At 64.5% G+C, this 15,353-nt stretch carries 11 protein-coding genes and 1 pseudogene; 5 read left to right on the top strand and 7 right to left on the bottom strand.

What is annotated here, in order from left to right:
* Window positions 1–968: 968 nt before the first annotated feature.
* On the bottom strand, window positions 969–4,004 hold the full coding sequence (locus tag ABZ293_RS13780; RefSeq protein WP_355180404.1) for a glycoside hydrolase family 38 C-terminal domain-containing protein: 3,036 nt from the start codon (window positions 4,002–4,004) through the stop codon (window positions 969–971).
* A 186-nt stretch (window positions 4,005–4,190) separates the two neighbouring features.
* Here ABZ293_RS13780 and ABZ293_RS13775 point away from each other — a divergent pair, with 186 nt between their 5' ends.
* Window positions 4,191–5,012 carry an LLM class F420-dependent oxidoreductase gene (locus ABZ293_RS13775; protein ID WP_355180402.1) on the top strand — a complete coding sequence of 274 codons (822 nt, stop codon included), beginning with the start codon at window positions 4,191–4,193 and terminating at the stop codon, window positions 5,010–5,012.
* Between the two features lie 67 nt (window positions 5,013–5,079).
* Here ABZ293_RS13775 and ABZ293_RS13770 read toward each other — a convergent pair whose 3' ends face one another.
* On the bottom strand, window positions 5,080–6,447 hold the full coding sequence (locus ABZ293_RS13770; RefSeq protein ID WP_355180401.1) for a flavin monoamine oxidase family protein: 1,368 nt from the start codon (window positions 6,445–6,447) through the stop codon (window positions 5,080–5,082).
* Between the two features lie 61 nt (window positions 6,448–6,508).
* Between ABZ293_RS13770 and ABZ293_RS13765 the strand changes: the two genes are divergently transcribed.
* The 3 genes and pseudogenes from ABZ293_RS13765 to ABZ293_RS13755 all read left to right on the top strand — a co-directional run bounded on the left by ABZ293_RS13765 (window position 6,509) and on the right by ABZ293_RS13755 (window position 8,330).
* Window positions 6,509–7,105, top strand: coding sequence for a TetR/AcrR family transcriptional regulator (locus ABZ293_RS13765; RefSeq protein WP_355180399.1), 597 nt, complete (start codon window positions 6,509–6,511; stop codon window positions 7,103–7,105).
* Between the two features lie 460 nt (window positions 7,106–7,565).
* Window positions 7,566–7,871 (top strand): annotated as a pseudogene (locus tag ABZ293_RS13760) (OB-fold domain-containing protein); the annotation flags it as partial.
* A 192-nt stretch (window positions 7,872–8,063) separates the two neighbouring features.
* Entirely contained in the window at window positions 8,064–8,330 is a 267-nt protein-coding gene (locus ABZ293_RS13755; protein ID WP_355180771.1) for a hypothetical protein, read from the top strand.
* A gap of 24 nt (window positions 8,331–8,354) precedes the next feature.
* Here ABZ293_RS13755 and ABZ293_RS13750 read toward each other — a convergent pair whose 3' ends face one another.
* The 3 genes from ABZ293_RS13750 to ABZ293_RS13740 all read right to left on the bottom strand — a co-directional run bounded on the left by ABZ293_RS13750 (window position 8,355) and on the right by ABZ293_RS13740 (window position 11,250).
* The gene (locus ABZ293_RS13750; RefSeq protein WP_355180397.1) at window positions 8,355–8,678 is read right to left on the bottom strand and encodes a putative quinol monooxygenase; all 324 of its coding nucleotides are present in this window, start codon (window positions 8,676–8,678) and stop codon (window positions 8,355–8,357) included.
* Window positions 8,679–8,997: 319 nt separating this feature from the next.
* On the bottom strand, window positions 8,998–9,660 hold the full coding sequence (locus ABZ293_RS13745) for a hypothetical protein (protein WP_355180395.1): 663 nt from the start codon (window positions 9,658–9,660) through the stop codon (window positions 8,998–9,000).
* 99 nt (window positions 9,661–9,759) lie between these two features.
* Window positions 9,760–11,250, bottom strand: coding sequence for a glyceraldehyde-3-phosphate dehydrogenase (locus ABZ293_RS13740; RefSeq protein WP_355180393.1), 1,491 nt, complete (start codon window positions 11,248–11,250; stop codon window positions 9,760–9,762).
* 267 nt (window positions 11,251–11,517) lie between these two features.
* On the opposite strand from ABZ293_RS13740, the gene mgrA reads away from it, so the two are divergent.
* On the top strand, window positions 11,518–12,561 hold the full coding sequence (gene mgrA, locus ABZ293_RS13735; protein WP_355180391.1) for an L-glyceraldehyde 3-phosphate reductase: 1,044 nt from the start codon (window positions 11,518–11,520) through the stop codon (window positions 12,559–12,561).
* Between the two features lie 58 nt (window positions 12,562–12,619).
* On the opposite strand, the gene ABZ293_RS13730 is transcribed toward mgrA, so the two are convergent.
* Window positions 12,620–14,029, bottom strand: a complete 1,410-nt coding sequence (locus ABZ293_RS13730) for an FAD-binding oxidoreductase (protein WP_355180389.1) — start codon at window positions 14,027–14,029, stop codon at window positions 12,620–12,622.
* A 34-nt stretch (window positions 14,030–14,063) separates the two neighbouring features.
* Window positions 14,064–15,353: amino acid permease (locus tag ABZ293_RS13725; RefSeq protein ID WP_355180387.1), on the bottom strand; the 1,290-nt coding region annotated here is incomplete at its 5' end.

Below are 15,353 nucleotides of genomic sequence, written 5' to 3'. Positions count from 1 at the left end.
GTACGGCCTGGGTGATCGGATGTCGAAGGTTCGTCTTCGACCAGATCTCGACAGCCACTCGGCCGCAATCGAGTTCGGCCGCGGACATAGGGCGCCCCAGGCACCGTCCTTCGACATCTCGACCACACCGTCGCCGCTGGTGGGTCACAGCCGTCGGATCCAGGGTGCATCGCGCAACTGGTCGTGCGGCATGGACACCGGCCGGATGCGATCGGGGACCAGCCGTCCCTGCCGCCCGCTCGCGGTGAATTCCGAATAGGCCGCCGGGTGGTAACCGCTACGATGGCGTCATCGAGCAGAGGTTCAAGAATCAACTTGAATTGCAACGAACCAGGCTGCGCGATACCGAGATTCATCGCGCCCGCCAGTACATCGATTCCATTCTTCGACTATCCGCGGATCCACGGTCGTACCGGGGTCGGAGCAATCGGCGAACAGGAAGGTTCGTGCGTCAAATTGGAGGAAGGTACAAAGATATACACGCCAACTGGGTCGATCTTTGGACTTCTTGTTCCTAGCTGCACCATCGTCGAAAACGATGTACTTGGCCCCTACGCCCGATTTCGAAGCCAAGTGGCCCGTAGGCGGGGCCGACTGGAGAACCGCGATGACCAGCGCGATTGCGCGGTCCAAACCGCATCCCGAAGCGCGAATAGGCGAATACCGCCGGCTCGAGCAGATGCTCCGGCTCGGTCGCTGAGACAATGGCAGTGCAGGGAAGTCCTGAGTCGATTGCGCCGGACAATCAAGGTAATGCCATGTCATGCCATGTCACGGTCCGATTTCCGGGTTGGCCGCCGATGCACTACTGGGCCGACTCCATAGCAGCGCACACTTTCGCAAAAGCAATGTATGCACTGAGATTGGCGACAATTCAAATCGATCACGATATGCGCGAAGCGCTACAGCCCCTGCCTTGTCAGCGGCTCTGGCTATGACCAAACCCGACTGATGCCTGCCGCTGCATCTCAGATCTCCGACGAGGTCCGATCCTGGGCACGGGTAAATCTCAGCGTGACAAGCTGAAATGGCCGCAGCCGCAAGCGAACTCCCGTGCCCTCCCGGCTCGCGGGGGTGTCCCCTGGCAGCGGCCGCTCCAGCAGATCGCAGACCTGGAACCCGGCGAATCCGAAGCCGACGGCCACCAGCGCCGAGGCACGACCACCGTGCGCCTCATAGACCCGTAGCACTACATCGCCGCTTCCGTCGTCGGCGAGTTTGACAGCGCTGGTCACCACGGCGGCATTGTCGATGGTGAACAGCGGTTCGACGGCCTCGGCAACGCCCGGCCGCAACGGCGTGAGGTTGATGCGGTAGCCCTCGCGTACCGCGTCCCCGATCGATGCGCCCGGGATCAGCGAGTGCCGGAAGTGGTGTGCACCGTGGTCGGTCTCCGGATCGGGAAAGCGCGGTGCCCGCAAGAGCGAAACCCGCAGTGTTGTTGTCGTCCCGCCATCGGCTCGGACCGTGCGGGTGACGTCGTGTCCGTAGGTGGAGTCGTTGACGAGCGCCACACCCCAACCCGGCTCGGCGAAGTGGACGAAACGGTGGTTACATGCCTCGAACTTCGCGTATTCCCAGCTGGTGTTGGTGTGGGTGGGCCGGAACATATGCCCGAACTGAGTTTCGGAGGCATAGCGGTCGGCGTGGATGTCCAGGGGAAAGGCCAGTTTCAGGAACTTCTCCGTCTCCCACCACTCGACGCCGGTGTCGATGTCGAGGCCGCGCACGCCCGGCCGCAGCGCCAAGGTCTGCTCTACCTTGGAGGACCCGAACGAGCGCCCCACCCGCACCACCGCTGCACCTGACGAATCCGTGTCCACCGCAACGAAATCCGCGTCGGTGAGGTCGGTGACCTGGTTTCGATAGAAGAGATCGACATCCCACGCATCCCACGCGTTCGGGAAGTCCGGGTGCAGCTGTAGCAGGTTCGCGACCGAACCCGGCGCAAGCGTCTCGCGCCGCGCCTCCAGGTCGAATACCGACACGACAAGGCCGCGGTCATCTACTTCGACCCGCAACAGCCTGTTGTCGAGGACGAACCCGCCACCCGCTCGCTCGGCCACCGAGCACGGGTGCCCCGCCGCCATCGCGGCCGCCCCACCGGCCGGGACCGATCGCCAGGTGTGCGGCGCCGGGTTGAAGATATTCGGTCCGGTCCGCTCACCGCCGAGCACCCATTGGGCCCGTTCGATGACCGTCGTCAGCTCCGCGGCCACCGCCGCGTAGGTCTGCTCCGCCTCTCGGTGCACCCATGCGATAGACGAACCCGGCAGGATGTCGTGAAACTGGTTCAGCAGCACCGTCTTCCAGATCCGGTCCAGTGCCGCATAGGGGTATTCGCGGTTCTTCCGCACCGCCGCCGTCGCGGCCCATAGCTCGGCTTCCCGCAGCAGGTGCTCACTGCGCCGGTTCCCCTGCTTGGTCCTGGCCTGACTGGTCAGCGTGCCGCGGTGTAGTTCCAGGTACAATTCCCCCACCCACACCGGCGGGTTCTGATATTCGGCCTCGGCCTCGGCGAAGAAGTCGGCGGGCTTGTCCCACACCACCTTCGGCGAGCCCTCCAGGTTCCGCATCCGGGCAGCCTTGGCGACCATCTCCCGCGTCGGCCCGCCACCACCGTCGCCCCAGCCGGTGGGTGCCAGCGACATGGACGCCCGGCCCTTATCCTTGAAATTCCTTGCGGCGTGCGCGATCTCGCGGCCCTGCAGCGAGCAGTTGTAGGTGTCGACCGGCGGAAAATGGGTGAAGATCCGGCTTCCGTCGATGCCCTCCCACAGGAAGGTGTGGTGCGGAAACTGGTTGATCTGACTCCACGAGATCTTCTGTGTCAGTAGCCATTTGCACCCGGCGGCCCGAATGATCTGCGGCAGCCCGGCGGCGAATCCGAACGTATCGGGCAGCCATACCTCCGCGCTCTCGACACCGAACTCCGCCAGGAAGAACCGCTTGCCGTGCACGAACTGCCGTGCCATCGCTTCGGAGCCCGGCATATTCGTATCCGACTCGACCCACATGCCGCCGGTCGGCACGAATCGTCCCTCCGATACCGCACTCTTGACCTTCGCATACACCTCGGGGCGATGCCGCTTGATGAAGTCGTACTGCGCGGCTTGGGACATCGCAAAGATGAACTCGGGCTCCTCGGCCAGCAGCGCGGTCATATTCGCGGTGGTGCGCGCTACCTTGCGCACCGTCTCGCGCAGCGGCCACAGCCATGCCGTGTCGATGTGCGCGTGCCCGACCGCGGATATCTTGTGCGCGGACACGACCGCTGGCGCGGCCAGCACGTCGACCAAATACGCGCGCGCCGCAGCAGCCGTGGAGTTCACGTGCTGCAGATCGACGGCGTCGAGCGCGCGCTCGATCGCCCGCACGATGTCATAGCGGCGGGCGGGATCCTCGGGCATCTCGTGCATCAGCTCGCCGAGTACCTCCAGATCCTGGACCAGCAACCAGACCTCTTCGTCGAAGACCGCCAGGTCCAGCCGACCCAGTCGATACTGCGGCTCGTCGCCGGCGGTGGATTTGTCGCCGAGCATGGTCGGCGAGAAGGGAATGATCGGGTTCGAAGCCGCCTCGACGTGCAACACCACGTGCTCGCCGCCGACCGCCGCAGACGCAACCCGCACCCACTGGTTACGCGGATGCAAACCCTTGACCGGCGATCCATCCGACCGATAGACCAGGCCCTCGCACTGAAAACCCGTCATGTTCTGGTCGAAACCGAGATCGATGATCGCCTCGACGGTCTTACCCGCCCACGCGGCAGGTACCGTCGCCTCGACCGTGAGCCAACTGGTCCCCCACGGTGCACCCCATCTGGCACCGGATCCGATCGGCGTCCGGGGCGCGGCCAAGCCCTCGGCGACCGGCACCGGCTCATCCGGTGCAACCCAGATGGACGCTTTCAGCGGCACCGACTCCGGATAGATCGCCGGAGTGATCCGCTCCGCGAGAACCCGGCCGAGGCGATTCTCGACCAACCGACGGTCATCGTGCATAACGCTGGCTCCCATCGGACCGGGGGCGTGATCAACGAACCGCAACCATTCTCCGACAGTGCGGCTATTTCTCGGGCACATCGGCCATATTGCGCTGCACCGACTCGGCCGCGACACCAACGGCTGTGCTCCTACTCACACGCGCCTTGACCATCACATACATGTGAAGGTTTCAACATTCTGTTCATGAAGATAGGCATCACCACCTTCGTTACCGACGAGGGCATCAGCGGTCCGAAACTCGGTGTGGCACTGGAGGATCGGGGTTTCGAATCGCTGTTCCTGCCCGAACATTCGCATATCCCCGCGAGTCGGAAATCCCCCGCCCCGGGCGGAGGTGAGCTGCCGCGGGAGTACTACCGCGCGCTGGATCCGTTCGTCACCCTCGGCGCCGTTGCGGCCGTCACCGAGCGGTTGCTCCTCGGTACCGGGGTCACCCTGCTGATCCAACGCGACGTCATCCACACCGCCAAACAGGTCGCCACGCTCGACCGAATCTCACACGGACGCTTCGTATTCGGCGTCGGCACTGGCTGGAATCGCGAGGAGATGGCCGATCACGGCACCGACCCCCGCACCCGCGGCGCGCTACTCGACGAGCAACTAGTCGCCATCCGCAAGATCTGGACCGAGGACCTCGCCGAATACCACGGTCGCTTCATCGATTTCGACCCGATGTACGCCTGGCCGAAACCCGTACAACAACCGCACCCGCCGATCTTGATCGGCGGCGGCGAGTCGGCGGCCGAACGCGCGATCCGCCACGGTGTCGGCTGGATCCCCACCGCAGTGGCCGATCCCGCCGCGATACCGGCCCAACTGGCCCTGCTCGACGGACACGACCTGCCGATCACAGTCGCATTCGCCGCAGCCGATCCGGCCCTACTCGACAGCTACGCCGAGGCCGGGGTGCAACGATTGATCCTCAGCGTGCCGACCCTCCCAGAATCGGAGACACTGCACGCCATCGACGAAATCGCGAAAGCCGCCGACCGCTACCTGACCTGAAGTTCTCCGCGTGACGGCGGCTCGAAATCGTTCGGATCTCGCCGCCGACCGCCGGAGTCGCAGCTGGCTACCGAGTACCGCTACGAACAAGGGCTGGGGCAATTTCGCGGGCGACGCGGTGGCCGGATTCGGCGGCTCCGTCCATGTATCCGGCCCACCGGATGGCGGTTTCGGCGCCTGCCCAATGCAGCGGGCCGACGGGTGTGCGCAGGGCCGGACCGAAGCGGGTGAGGGTGCTCGGTGCGGTGAAAGCACCGTAACAGCCGCGGGTGAATTCCTCTGCGGCCCAGTCACGTTCGATGTAGGCGATGGGGTTGCGGGCCTGCGGTCCGAAGTAGCCGACGAGGTCATCTATCACCCGGGCGCGACGGTCGGCGAGGTCCAGGCGCGCCGCGTGATCGGCGTGCCGTCCTTCGAGGAAGCCGACGAGCACGCCGGGCGAACCTTCGGGCGGGGTGTTGTCGAAGACGGTACCCAACGGGCGGTGATCACTGTTGGCCTGACCGCTCGAACCCGCTGTGCGCCAGAAGGGCTCGTCGTAAGCGACATTGACCTTGATCACCCGCCCCATCGGCATCCGCTGGACGAGCTGACTGCGATCACCGGGCAAACCCGGGCTGAAACGGATTCGCGCGACCAGCGGCGGCGGCACCGCCACCACCGCGCGGCGGGCGTGAACTGTTGTGCCACCCGCCACGACCCGCACGCCCGAGGCGTCCCATTCGATTTCGGTCACCGCCGCGCCGAGGACGACACGGTCACCGAGTTCCTCGGCCAAGGCCGATGCGATGCGCTGTGAACCGCCGACGACGCGGTCCTGTTGCGCACCTCCCTCGACATTGATCAATGCGTCGACGCCACCGGCGGCACCGACGTAGAACGCGGCCCACAGCGCGGACATGTCCTCCGGCTCGGTGGCGAACACGGCCTCGGTGATCATCTGGAAGAACGACCGGCCGACGCCGGTCCGGGCGGTGCGCCGTAGCCAGGTGGCGAAGGTCTGCGCATCCAGCTCCTCGGCCCGGTCGGCTCGCCACGGCTCTGCGGCCGCGACCCGGCGCGCCACGCGGTCCAGCCGCCACTGGATCTGCGCAATATCGGCCAGCGCCAGCGGGTTCACCTTGGGGATCCGACCGATGTACTCCGAGCGCGCCGTCCCGATTTCGGCAATATGGCGACCAGCGGTGTACGTGGGGAAGGTGCTCAGTCCCAGTTCCTCGATCAGGGCGTGCACGTGATGTTGACCCGGCCCGACCCATTGGCCGCCCACCTCGATGGGGGCACCGCCGGGTAGTTCGTCGTTCAGCAGCCGCCCGCCGACCCGGTCGCGCGCCTCGAGCACCAACACCTCGGCACCGCTCTGCACCAGGTCACGTGCGGCCACCAGACCCGCGATCCCGGCCCCGATGACAACGACATCCACTGACCTGTCCATCACAACCCGCCTTCATACACTCTGTATCTGACATACATACTGTATGTGATATTCATGACGTATGGAAGCGTTGCGCGACAAGTACGCGGAAAACACCCGCCGGACGCTGCTCGATACCGCACTGAGCCTTTTCGCGGCCCGTGACTACGCGGGCATCTCGGCAGAAGAGCTGGTGCGTGGCGCGGGCCTCACCCGCGGCGCGCTGTATCACCACTTCGACGGCAAGCGCGGACTGTTCGAAGCGATTTTCGACGAACTCGAAAGGCAAGCGGCGCAACGCATCAGGACCGCGATCGAATCGGTCTCGGACCCCTTCGACCGGGTCGACCGCGGCGTCGCGGAGTTTCTCGCGGTGTGCGCCGAACAAGACTTTCGACATGTCGTACTCCAGCAGGGCCCGATCGCCCTCGGCTGGCAGCGCTGGCGCGAACTCGACCAGCAGCACCTCGGCGGCCTGGTCCTCGAAGCGGTACGGAACCTGCTGGACGCCGCGCTCATCCAGCCACATCCCGCCGAACTGATCGCCAGCGCCTTCTATGGCGCCCTCACCGAACTATCACTGACAATCGCGGATACCGACGATCCGCAACAGGCGCACATCCAGGCAGCCAGCCTCGTACACGACCTCCTGAGCGGGTTGGCCACCGGCAAGTCGTAGGAATACATGAACGCACGGCCTCGCCGTCTCTGTTCACGACCGCACCACCGAGTGACGTGGTACAAGGTCGACCTCGCCGTCCATCAGGCGACCCGCCCCGGCTCGTGATGGCGGTGCTCGCTTATCGAGGTGGCCTCGGCTTCGAGCGATCCCACCAGTGTCGGCCGTGCTCGGTCGCTGAGCGCCCGGTGCGGCCGGATCGTGTTGTACAGAATCCTTGCGCTGGTCCCCTCTGCAAACTCGGCTATTCCACCCGGGCGCAGATCGCCGCCTTGACCGCGCGTTCACACCGAGCGCAATAGCACTCGACCTGGGCACGCGACGGCTGTCGGAGCGGTCTCTACGTAGCGCGCTCGGCAGAAATGGGTATGTCTCTCGGTAGTTCTACGGTCGCGGTCGGGCGTCGAGAGGGAGACGCTCGGTGAGGACAGCATGCATCGCTATCACACCGAGGTCTTCCATGTCCGAGCACAACTACACCCCCACGGGGAACGCAACCGTCATGATGATTCGACGTTGTGGGCGCTGTGACAAGTTGTTCGCGCCGCTGACCGCCGAATGTTCGTCGTGTCGGTCCTGGGATCTCGAGTGGTCGCCTTCGTCCGGTCTCGGTTCGATCGTGTCGTCGCGGCTCGTACACCGTCGTGTGAGCCGTCCGCAGGCCCAGGTGGAGCCATTGACGATCGCCATCGTGGAACTCGACGAGGGTCCGTGGGTGTACGCGACGATCGAAGGTGATGTCGCACCCGTTTCGGATCCGCCGGTCCGGGTCCAATTCGAGCCGCGTCCACGGGTGGATCGCTTTCCGGTGTTCGCTGTCTGCCCCGCGACGCCCGATTCGGATGGTGGCGATCGTTCCACGACACGGCGCGCAAGCGCTTCGAACGCGCATCGTCGCGCAGTCGAGCGTCGCTGCGACGCGCAGTGGGTGCGGACATCGCTTCGCCAGTGTGAACGGATGGCGGGCGCGCAGGCCCTCGATACGACCGCGCAGTCCCTGATCAGCTTCGCGATCCGGTGGGCGCCGTTCGGCGGCGCCACGGCCGCCGAACTGCTCGTGACCTTTGGTGTGACCCGTCAGCGGTTTCTGCACATGGCGGACGAGGCGCTGCACCCACGACCGACCGACAGCGTCGAGGTGCGCGGGCTGAAGCATGATTTGCGGGACGCCCTGGCACAGGCGTGGCAGATGAGCCCTACCGCGGTCCCCACGCGTTGCGCCTGATCGAATAGGCCACGCGAGCAACGGTTATTCGACGGTCATCTCCCCCATTTCGGACCAGCCGGTGGCGTCGATGGTCTGGCTGATGATCTGGGGAGTCGACGCGAGCGCCTGCGGCAATTCCTTCATCGCGGTCTCGAAGTGGGGACTGCCGACATGGGCCGCGCCCGCGGCCTGGTCTCGAAAGGCCTCTACGAGAACGAATTCGGTGGGGTCGTCGACACTGCGCGACCAGTCGAACCAGAGGTTGCCCTCCTCGGCACGGGTCGCCGCGGTGAACGGTGCGACGAAGTCGAGCCAGCGGTCGGTCCATTCGGGCTTGGTCTTGAATTTCACGACGATGAAGATCATTGCCTGCCTCCTGAAGGTAGGTCGGGCTACGCGACACAGCCCGACTCCCGCTGTTGTCGGGCGCTGATCGTTGCCAATATCTCATTGTTGGACAGTCAGTAGGTGCCGGAGGGCCGAACGCGAGGCCCTCGCCCCGAGCACCGAAACCGGAGCGGATCGAGCCTGGGTCCACCATGATCTCTGCCACGATCGAGCAGCAGTGCCACGATGGATGCGGCGCCGACCGGGTGACTTTCAGCGGTTCGATCACGCAAGCATCGAATATGTCGTGGCGTAGCCGAGTGGACAAGAAGCAAGGTCGCCACGCCCCGGTAGCTGCTCAGACCAGGGCAGCGCGACCGCGTGCGTAGGCGACGACGTCCTCTGCATAAGCCGACTCGCCCCGCTCCGCAAGGCACGTCCGGAGCTGGATCAACGCGTCGTCGAGTTGCGGTCCTGGTCCGCGGTCGGCGAGCAGGACGACGATCGCTTCCCAGGTCGCGATCTGCCGGTCCGGGGCAGCCAGCAGTTCGTCGAGATAGCGGTCCGGCTCCAGCAGCCGCAGCGCCCGACGCGCATAGGCGTGCACGCGTCGGGGCAACTCGGCGCGGATGGCATCGACGTCTGCCTGCAACACCCGGCCCGGTTGTGTCGGGTCGAGGTGCAGCGACCACAGCTCGGTCAGCTCCTCGGGCATGCCGTGGTCGTTGATCAGCCCGGGGCCGGTCGCCTGCTCGAGCGGCGTGACCGGGAGCCCCAGCTGCGCATTGCGCCAGTTACGGAACTCCCACCAGGCGGTGGGTGTCGCACTCAGGCTCAGTCCGAATCTGAGTACCTGCTGCCCGTCGGTCCAGGTACGCAGAGTCCGGGTGCGGCCGACCGATGCCACACCACCCGGCACGACTCGCACCCACGTAGCCTCCGAGCCGTGAAAGCCGTACGGCTGCAGCAGCTTTCCCGCATCGCGCGTCAGTCGGCGCACCGCCGAATCCGGTCCGACCATGTCAGCAGACTAGCGGCACCCACCGACACAACTGGATCAGCGTGCATCCCACCGGGGATTTTCGGCGTGCCGCGCAGCCATCGATCTCGGCCGCGCGAGTTACCGCGCGTCGGTCGCCGTCAGCACGCGAGCGTCGGCGGCACGGTCCAGCTGTGCGCCGACCTGCGGGTGGGTCGGATACTCGATGCCCGAGATGTACTGCACCGTCCGCACCACCTGGCACGAATAGCCGAATTCGTTGTCGTACCAGACATACAGAATCGCGGTGTCGCCCTCGACGATCGTGGCATTGGCATCGATGATCGAGGCTGCGCGCGATCCGATGAAATCGCTGGAAACCACGTCGGTGGCGGCGGTGTAATCGAGGTTTCGGCTCAACGGCCCGGCGAGCGAAACCTGACGCAGGTACGCGAGTACATCGGCCTTCGTCGTCTCCCGCTCGAGCTGCAGATTCAGAATCGCCACCGATACGTCGGGGGTGGGGACACGAATCGAGTTGCCGGTGATCTTGGCCTTGAAGTCCGGCATCGCCTTCGCAACCGCGGACGCGGCACCGGTTTCGGTGAGCACGAGATTGAACGGCGCGGACCGGCCGCGACGGTCCGCCTTGTGATAGTTGTCCAGCAGGTTCTGGTCATTGGTGAACGAGTGCACCGTTTCCACGTGACCGCGGATGATGCCGTACTCGTCGTCCATGGCCTTGAGCGGCGGCACGATCGCGTTGGTCGTGCACGAGGCACACGAGAAGATCTGCTGCGACAGGTCCAGGCTGCGGTGGTTGACGCCGTGCACGATATTCGGAACGTCGCCCTTACCGGGGGCGGTGAGCACGACCTTCGCAATGCCGGGACGCAGATGCTGCGACAGGCCGTCACGATCACGCCACTTACCGGTGTTGTCGATCAGGATCGCATCTTCGATCCCGTACTCGGTGTAGTCGATCGCGGTCGGATCATTGCTGTAGATGAACTTGATCACGTTCCCGTTCGCGGTGATCGTGTCATTGTCGGTATCGACCTTGATCGTGCCGTTGAAATGGCCGTGCACCGAATCCCTGCGCAGCAGCGACGCACGCTTGGTCAGATCGTCCTCGCCGCCTTTGCGCACCACAACGGCACGCAGGTTCAGTCCATTGCCGGATCCGGCCTTCTCGATGAGCAGGCGAGTGACCAGACGACCGATGCGGCCGAAGCCATACAGGACAACATCCCGCGGGCCCCGTGACCGAGCCTTGTTGCCATCGGTCACCTCGGCCAGGACCGCTGCGGTGAACTCGCTGATCGACAGTCCGCGATCGTCGGCGCGATAGGCCATCACCAACTGACCGAGATCGATCTTGCAGGGCCCTAGATCCAGCCCCCCGAGCACCTGCAGAAAGGGCAGGGTCTCGTCCACCGACAGCTCTTCGCCCTCGATCTGCCTCGCGAAGCGGTGCGTCCGCAGGATGCTGATCACCGACTTGTTCACCAGCGGCCGACTGTGCAGCAGGATCGTCACACCCTTCGCCCGATACAACCTGCCGATAATGGGAATCATCGCCTCCGCGGCGGCTTCCTGAGCGTTCCAGCGGTCAAGTTGTTCGGTAGTCAACACAGGTCCTCGGATTTCCTCGATCTATTCGCCGCATCCATGCTAATGAGGGCCGCGATATCACCGAGTTCGGATCCCCACCGGTGAGCTTCGGCTCCTGCCCTCAGCAATCCGAGCAGTTCGACAGCTACGAGACGCCGCGGCTCAGAACTACAGTCGCGGCTACCGCGAGCACCACCGCGACAGCGGTGATTCGATCGCTGTCCCGAGTCGACGCCGATCATCAGGCACTATGGGACGGTTGAGACAGGTGACGAGGAGATCCGAATGACATACATTCCCGAGCCCACCAGGTACGACGGCGCAATGCGCTACCGCCGCTCAGGCAGGTCCGGCCTGGATCTGCCCCTGCTCTCTCTCGGCTTCTGGCACAACTTCGGCGACGATCGTCCCTACCTCCTCCAGCGCGAGATCGCCCTGCACGCCTTCGACCTCGGCATCACCCATTTCGACCTGGCCAACAACTACGGCCCTCCGTATGGGTCGGCCGAGATCAACGCCGGACGAATCCTGAGCAAGGATCTCGCGCGGTATCGCGACGAACTCGTCATCTCCACCAAAGCGGGATGGGACATGTGGCCCGGGCCGTACGGGCAGGGTGGCGGGTCGCGCAAATACCTGCTCGCCTCACTCGATCAGTCACTGACCCGACTCGGGCTCGACTACGTCGACATCTTCTACTCGCACCGATTCGACCCGACGACCCCGCTCGAGGAAACCGCGGCGGCACTGAATACCGCTGTCCGCCAAGGGAAAGCGCTATACGTGGGAATTTCGTCGTACGACGCGAAGGATTCCATCGCGATGGCAACGATCTTGCGTGAACTCGGCACACCGCTACTGATCCACCAGCCGTCGTACTCCATGCTCAACCGCTGGATCGAGACCGAAGGGCTGCTCGACGCCGCCGCGGCAGCAGGGTTCGGCGTCATCGGGTTCACCGCACTCGCACAGGGCCTGCTCACCTCGAAGTACCTCGATGGCGTTCCCGCGAAATCGCGTGCCACACAAGGCAAGTCGTTCCAGACCGAATTGCTCACCCCCGATATGATCGCGCGGCTGCGCAAGCTGAACGCGATCGCGGATCAGCGTGGACAAACGCTGGCGCAACTGGCCCTGTCGTGGGCGCTGCGCGACGACCGCATGACCTCGCTGGTGATCGGCGCGTCCACCATCGACCAACTCGATCAGAACGTCGCAGCGCTGGACAATCTCGATTTCGACGCCGCCGAACTCGCCGACATCGATACCCTCCTCGACAACGACGGCGAAGTCGATCTGTGGCGGTCTGCGCGCCAAGGCATCCTCTGAACAGGTTTGCAATACGGCACCTTCCGCATCGCCGAACCGTGGACGGCCGCAGTCGAGCCTACGAGCGAGCGGTGGCGCTCGACGGCGCATCCGGCCTGTTCGCTGGCAGGATATGAGGGTTGAGTATGAGCGCGGGATCCACGCCGTGCCGAATCGCTTTCATCAGGTCGATATCAACCGCGGATCTGCCGAGATGGATCCATGGGGCCTTCGAACGGCCGACTCCGTGCTCCGCGCTGATACTTCCGTTGTGGGCCACGACCAGCTCGAATACGAACTCGGTAATCCGCTGGGCGGCTGCGGGATCCACATCCAGCAGATTCACATGCACGTTGCCATCGGCGAGATGGCCGAAAACGATCAGCCGGACCGACGGAAATACCGAGCCGATCTCACGACGGAGAACATCTATGAAGGATTCCAACTCCGCAACCGGCATCGCGACATCCAGTTTGACCGGAGGCGTTGCGGAGGCGGCGTTGACGGATTCGGTATGGCTTTCCCGGAATTCCCAGAGCCGCTGGCCGCGCCCGAGCGTCGCATCCACAACGAGATCGCCTGCCTGCTCCAGTGTTTCGAGCAGCACCGTGGCGACATCCGGCGATCCGGATGCTTCGACGAGCAGATAGTACGGCGCGCTGTCGCCGAGGGGGTGGCGGAGTTTTCGGTGCTGTAGGACCAGCGTCATCCCGTCGTCGGTCATGAGCTCCGCCGCTTCGATGGTGAGCCCCGCCCGTCGGAACGCATCCGTCAAAGCCAGTGCCGATTCGACGGTTTCGACCCCGGCCAGCACCACCTCGGTGTGTGTCGGCGGCACATGCAGCTTCATCAGGACCTTGGTAATGATCGCCAGCGTGCCCTCCGATCCCGCGAGCAGCCCCGGCAGGTGGTAGCCCACATTGTCCTTGGTGAAGTTCTTCCACCGGGTGAGCACACTGCCGTCCGACATCACGGCCTCGATGCCGAGCAACTGGGCGCGGGTGTCGCCGTACTTGATCACGCGGACGCCCCCCGCATTCGTTGCCACGATTCCGCCCAGCGTGGCCGAGTCGCGGGAGGCTAGGTCGACACCGAAAGTCAGGCCCACCCTCCGTGCCGCCGTATGTGCCTCGGCGACGGTGGCGCCCGCCCCGGCCGCGAGGGTGCGGGCGATCGGATCGACTGCCTCGATCGAGTCGAGACGTTCCGAGCTCAAGACGATCTCGCCGTGCATCGGGATAGAACCACCCACCAGTCCGGTATTACCGCCTTGGGCGACAACCCCTACTTCGAACTCGCGGCACAGTCGCATGATCCGGACTACTTCTTCGGTGCTGCCGGGACGCACCACCGCTGTGGTGCCACCGTGCCAACGGCCGGTCCAGTCGATGACATAGCGAGCGGTCATATCGGGATGGGTGAAGACGTGAGCCTTTCCGACGATGGCGGACAATTCGAGTACAAAACGTACTCGCGCCCCAGGGCTCATCCGTCGGATCCTTTCGGCCGTGACGAGCGCAGTGCTATCGGGAATCATGGCGTACCTCACGTTCTTTCACGATGGCGAGTACTCGGCCACGGGTCAGGAACCATCCGCCGACCAAGGCTGGAATCATGATCACCCCCGCCGCGATCACCGCGCCGCGTTGCACGCTGTCGTCGCTGGATGCCATCAACGCGACCACCCCGGCGAGGAATACCAGCGTCGCGATACTCGTGTACGGCGCACCGATCAACCGGAACGACGGACGCTCGGCCAGGCCCTTGCGCCACCAATGCCACAGTTTCAGCTGACACAGGATGATCGCCGCCCAGGCGGTGATGGTGCCGAGCGCGGACATGTTGAGCACGATCTCGTAGGCATGCTCGGGTACCACCGCGTTCAATCCGACACCGATCAGCGCGATGGCACCGGTGGCGAGAATGCCGACGTAGGGCACACCACCACTCGACATTCGCGCGGCCGCCTGGGGCGCACTGCCGTTCATCGACATCGACCGCAGGATCCGACCGGTCGAGTACAGGCCTGCGTTGAGGCTGGAGAAAGCCGCCGTCAACACCACCAGGTTCATGACCGAGTCAGCGCCCCCCACACCGAGTTTCGAGAAGAAGGTGACGAACGGGCTCTCGCCGGACTTGAAAGCGGTGTAGGGCAGCAGCAGGCCGAGCAGCACCAGCGAGCCGACGTAGAACAGCGCGATGCGGGCGATGACCGAATTGATGGCCCGCGGCATGATCTTTTCCGGACTCTCCGCCTCACCCGCCGCCGTACCGACCAATTCCACTGCGGAGTAAGCGAATACGACGCCCGTGGTGACGGTGACCAGTGGCAGCAGACCGGTCGGGAACAGGCCGCCGTGGTCGGTGAGCACGCCGAACCCCGTGGACTGCCCTTGGATGGTGAATCTGCCGGTGAGGAAGACGGTTCCGATGATCAGGAAGGCGACCAACGCGACCACCTTGATCAATGCCGCCCAGAACTCGAGCTCACCGAACCAGCGCACCGAGATCAGGTTGATCGCGACAACGACCGCCAAGGCGATGAACGCGATGAACCACTGGGGAACTACGTGGAACGTTCCCCAGTAGTGGACATAGGTCGCGATCGCGGTGATATCCACGATCCCGCTCATGCACCAGTGGAAGAAGTACATCCACCCGACCGCGAAAGCCAGCTTCTCGCCATAGAACTCACGCGCATAGGAAACAAACGATCCCGAGGACGGACGATGCAGCACCAGCTCGCCCAGCGCCCGCAGGATGAAGAACACGAAGATGCCACACACCGCGTACACCAGGAACAGTCCGGGACC

The sequence above is a fragment of the Nocardia sp. NPDC005998 genome, assembly GCF_040614395.1.
Classification (GTDB): domain Bacteria; phylum Actinomycetota; class Actinomycetes; order Mycobacteriales; family Mycobacteriaceae; genus Nocardia.
Note: the sequence above shows the minus strand (reverse complement) of the source record. Positions and strands in the feature narration are given on the sequence as shown.

Bases quoted from the DNA above. Each gene is read 5' to 3' on its own strand.
- ABZ293_RS13780 (WP_355180404.1), bottom strand. From the start codon at position 4,004: ATGCACGATGACCGTCGGTTGGTCGAGAATCGCCTCGGCCGGGTTCTC.
- ABZ293_RS13775 (WP_355180402.1), top strand. From the start codon at position 4,191: ATGAAGATAGGCATCACCACCTTCGTTACCGACGAGGGCATCAGCGGT.
- ABZ293_RS13770 (WP_355180401.1), bottom strand. From the start codon at position 6,447: ATGGACAGGTCAGTGGATGTCGTTGTCATCGGGGCCGGGATCGCGGGT.
- ABZ293_RS13765 (WP_355180399.1), top strand. From the start codon at position 6,509: ATGGAAGCGTTGCGCGACAAGTACGCGGAAAACACCCGCCGGACGCTG.
- ABZ293_RS13755 (WP_355180771.1), top strand. From the start codon at position 8,064: ATGGCGGGCGCGCAGGCCCTCGATACGACCGCGCAGTCCCTGATCAGC.
- ABZ293_RS13750 (WP_355180397.1), bottom strand. From the start codon at position 8,678: ATGATCTTCATCGTCGTGAAATTCAAGACCAAGCCCGAATGGACCGAC.
- ABZ293_RS13745 (WP_355180395.1), bottom strand. From the start codon at position 9,660: ATGGTCGGACCGGATTCGGCGGTGCGCCGACTGACGCGCGATGCGGGA.
- mgrA (WP_355180391.1), top strand. From the start codon at position 11,518: ATGACATACATTCCCGAGCCCACCAGGTACGACGGCGCAATGCGCTAC.
- ABZ293_RS13730 (WP_355180389.1), bottom strand. From the start codon at position 14,029: ATGAGCCCTGGGGCGCGAGTACGTTTTGTACTCGAATTGTCCGCCATC.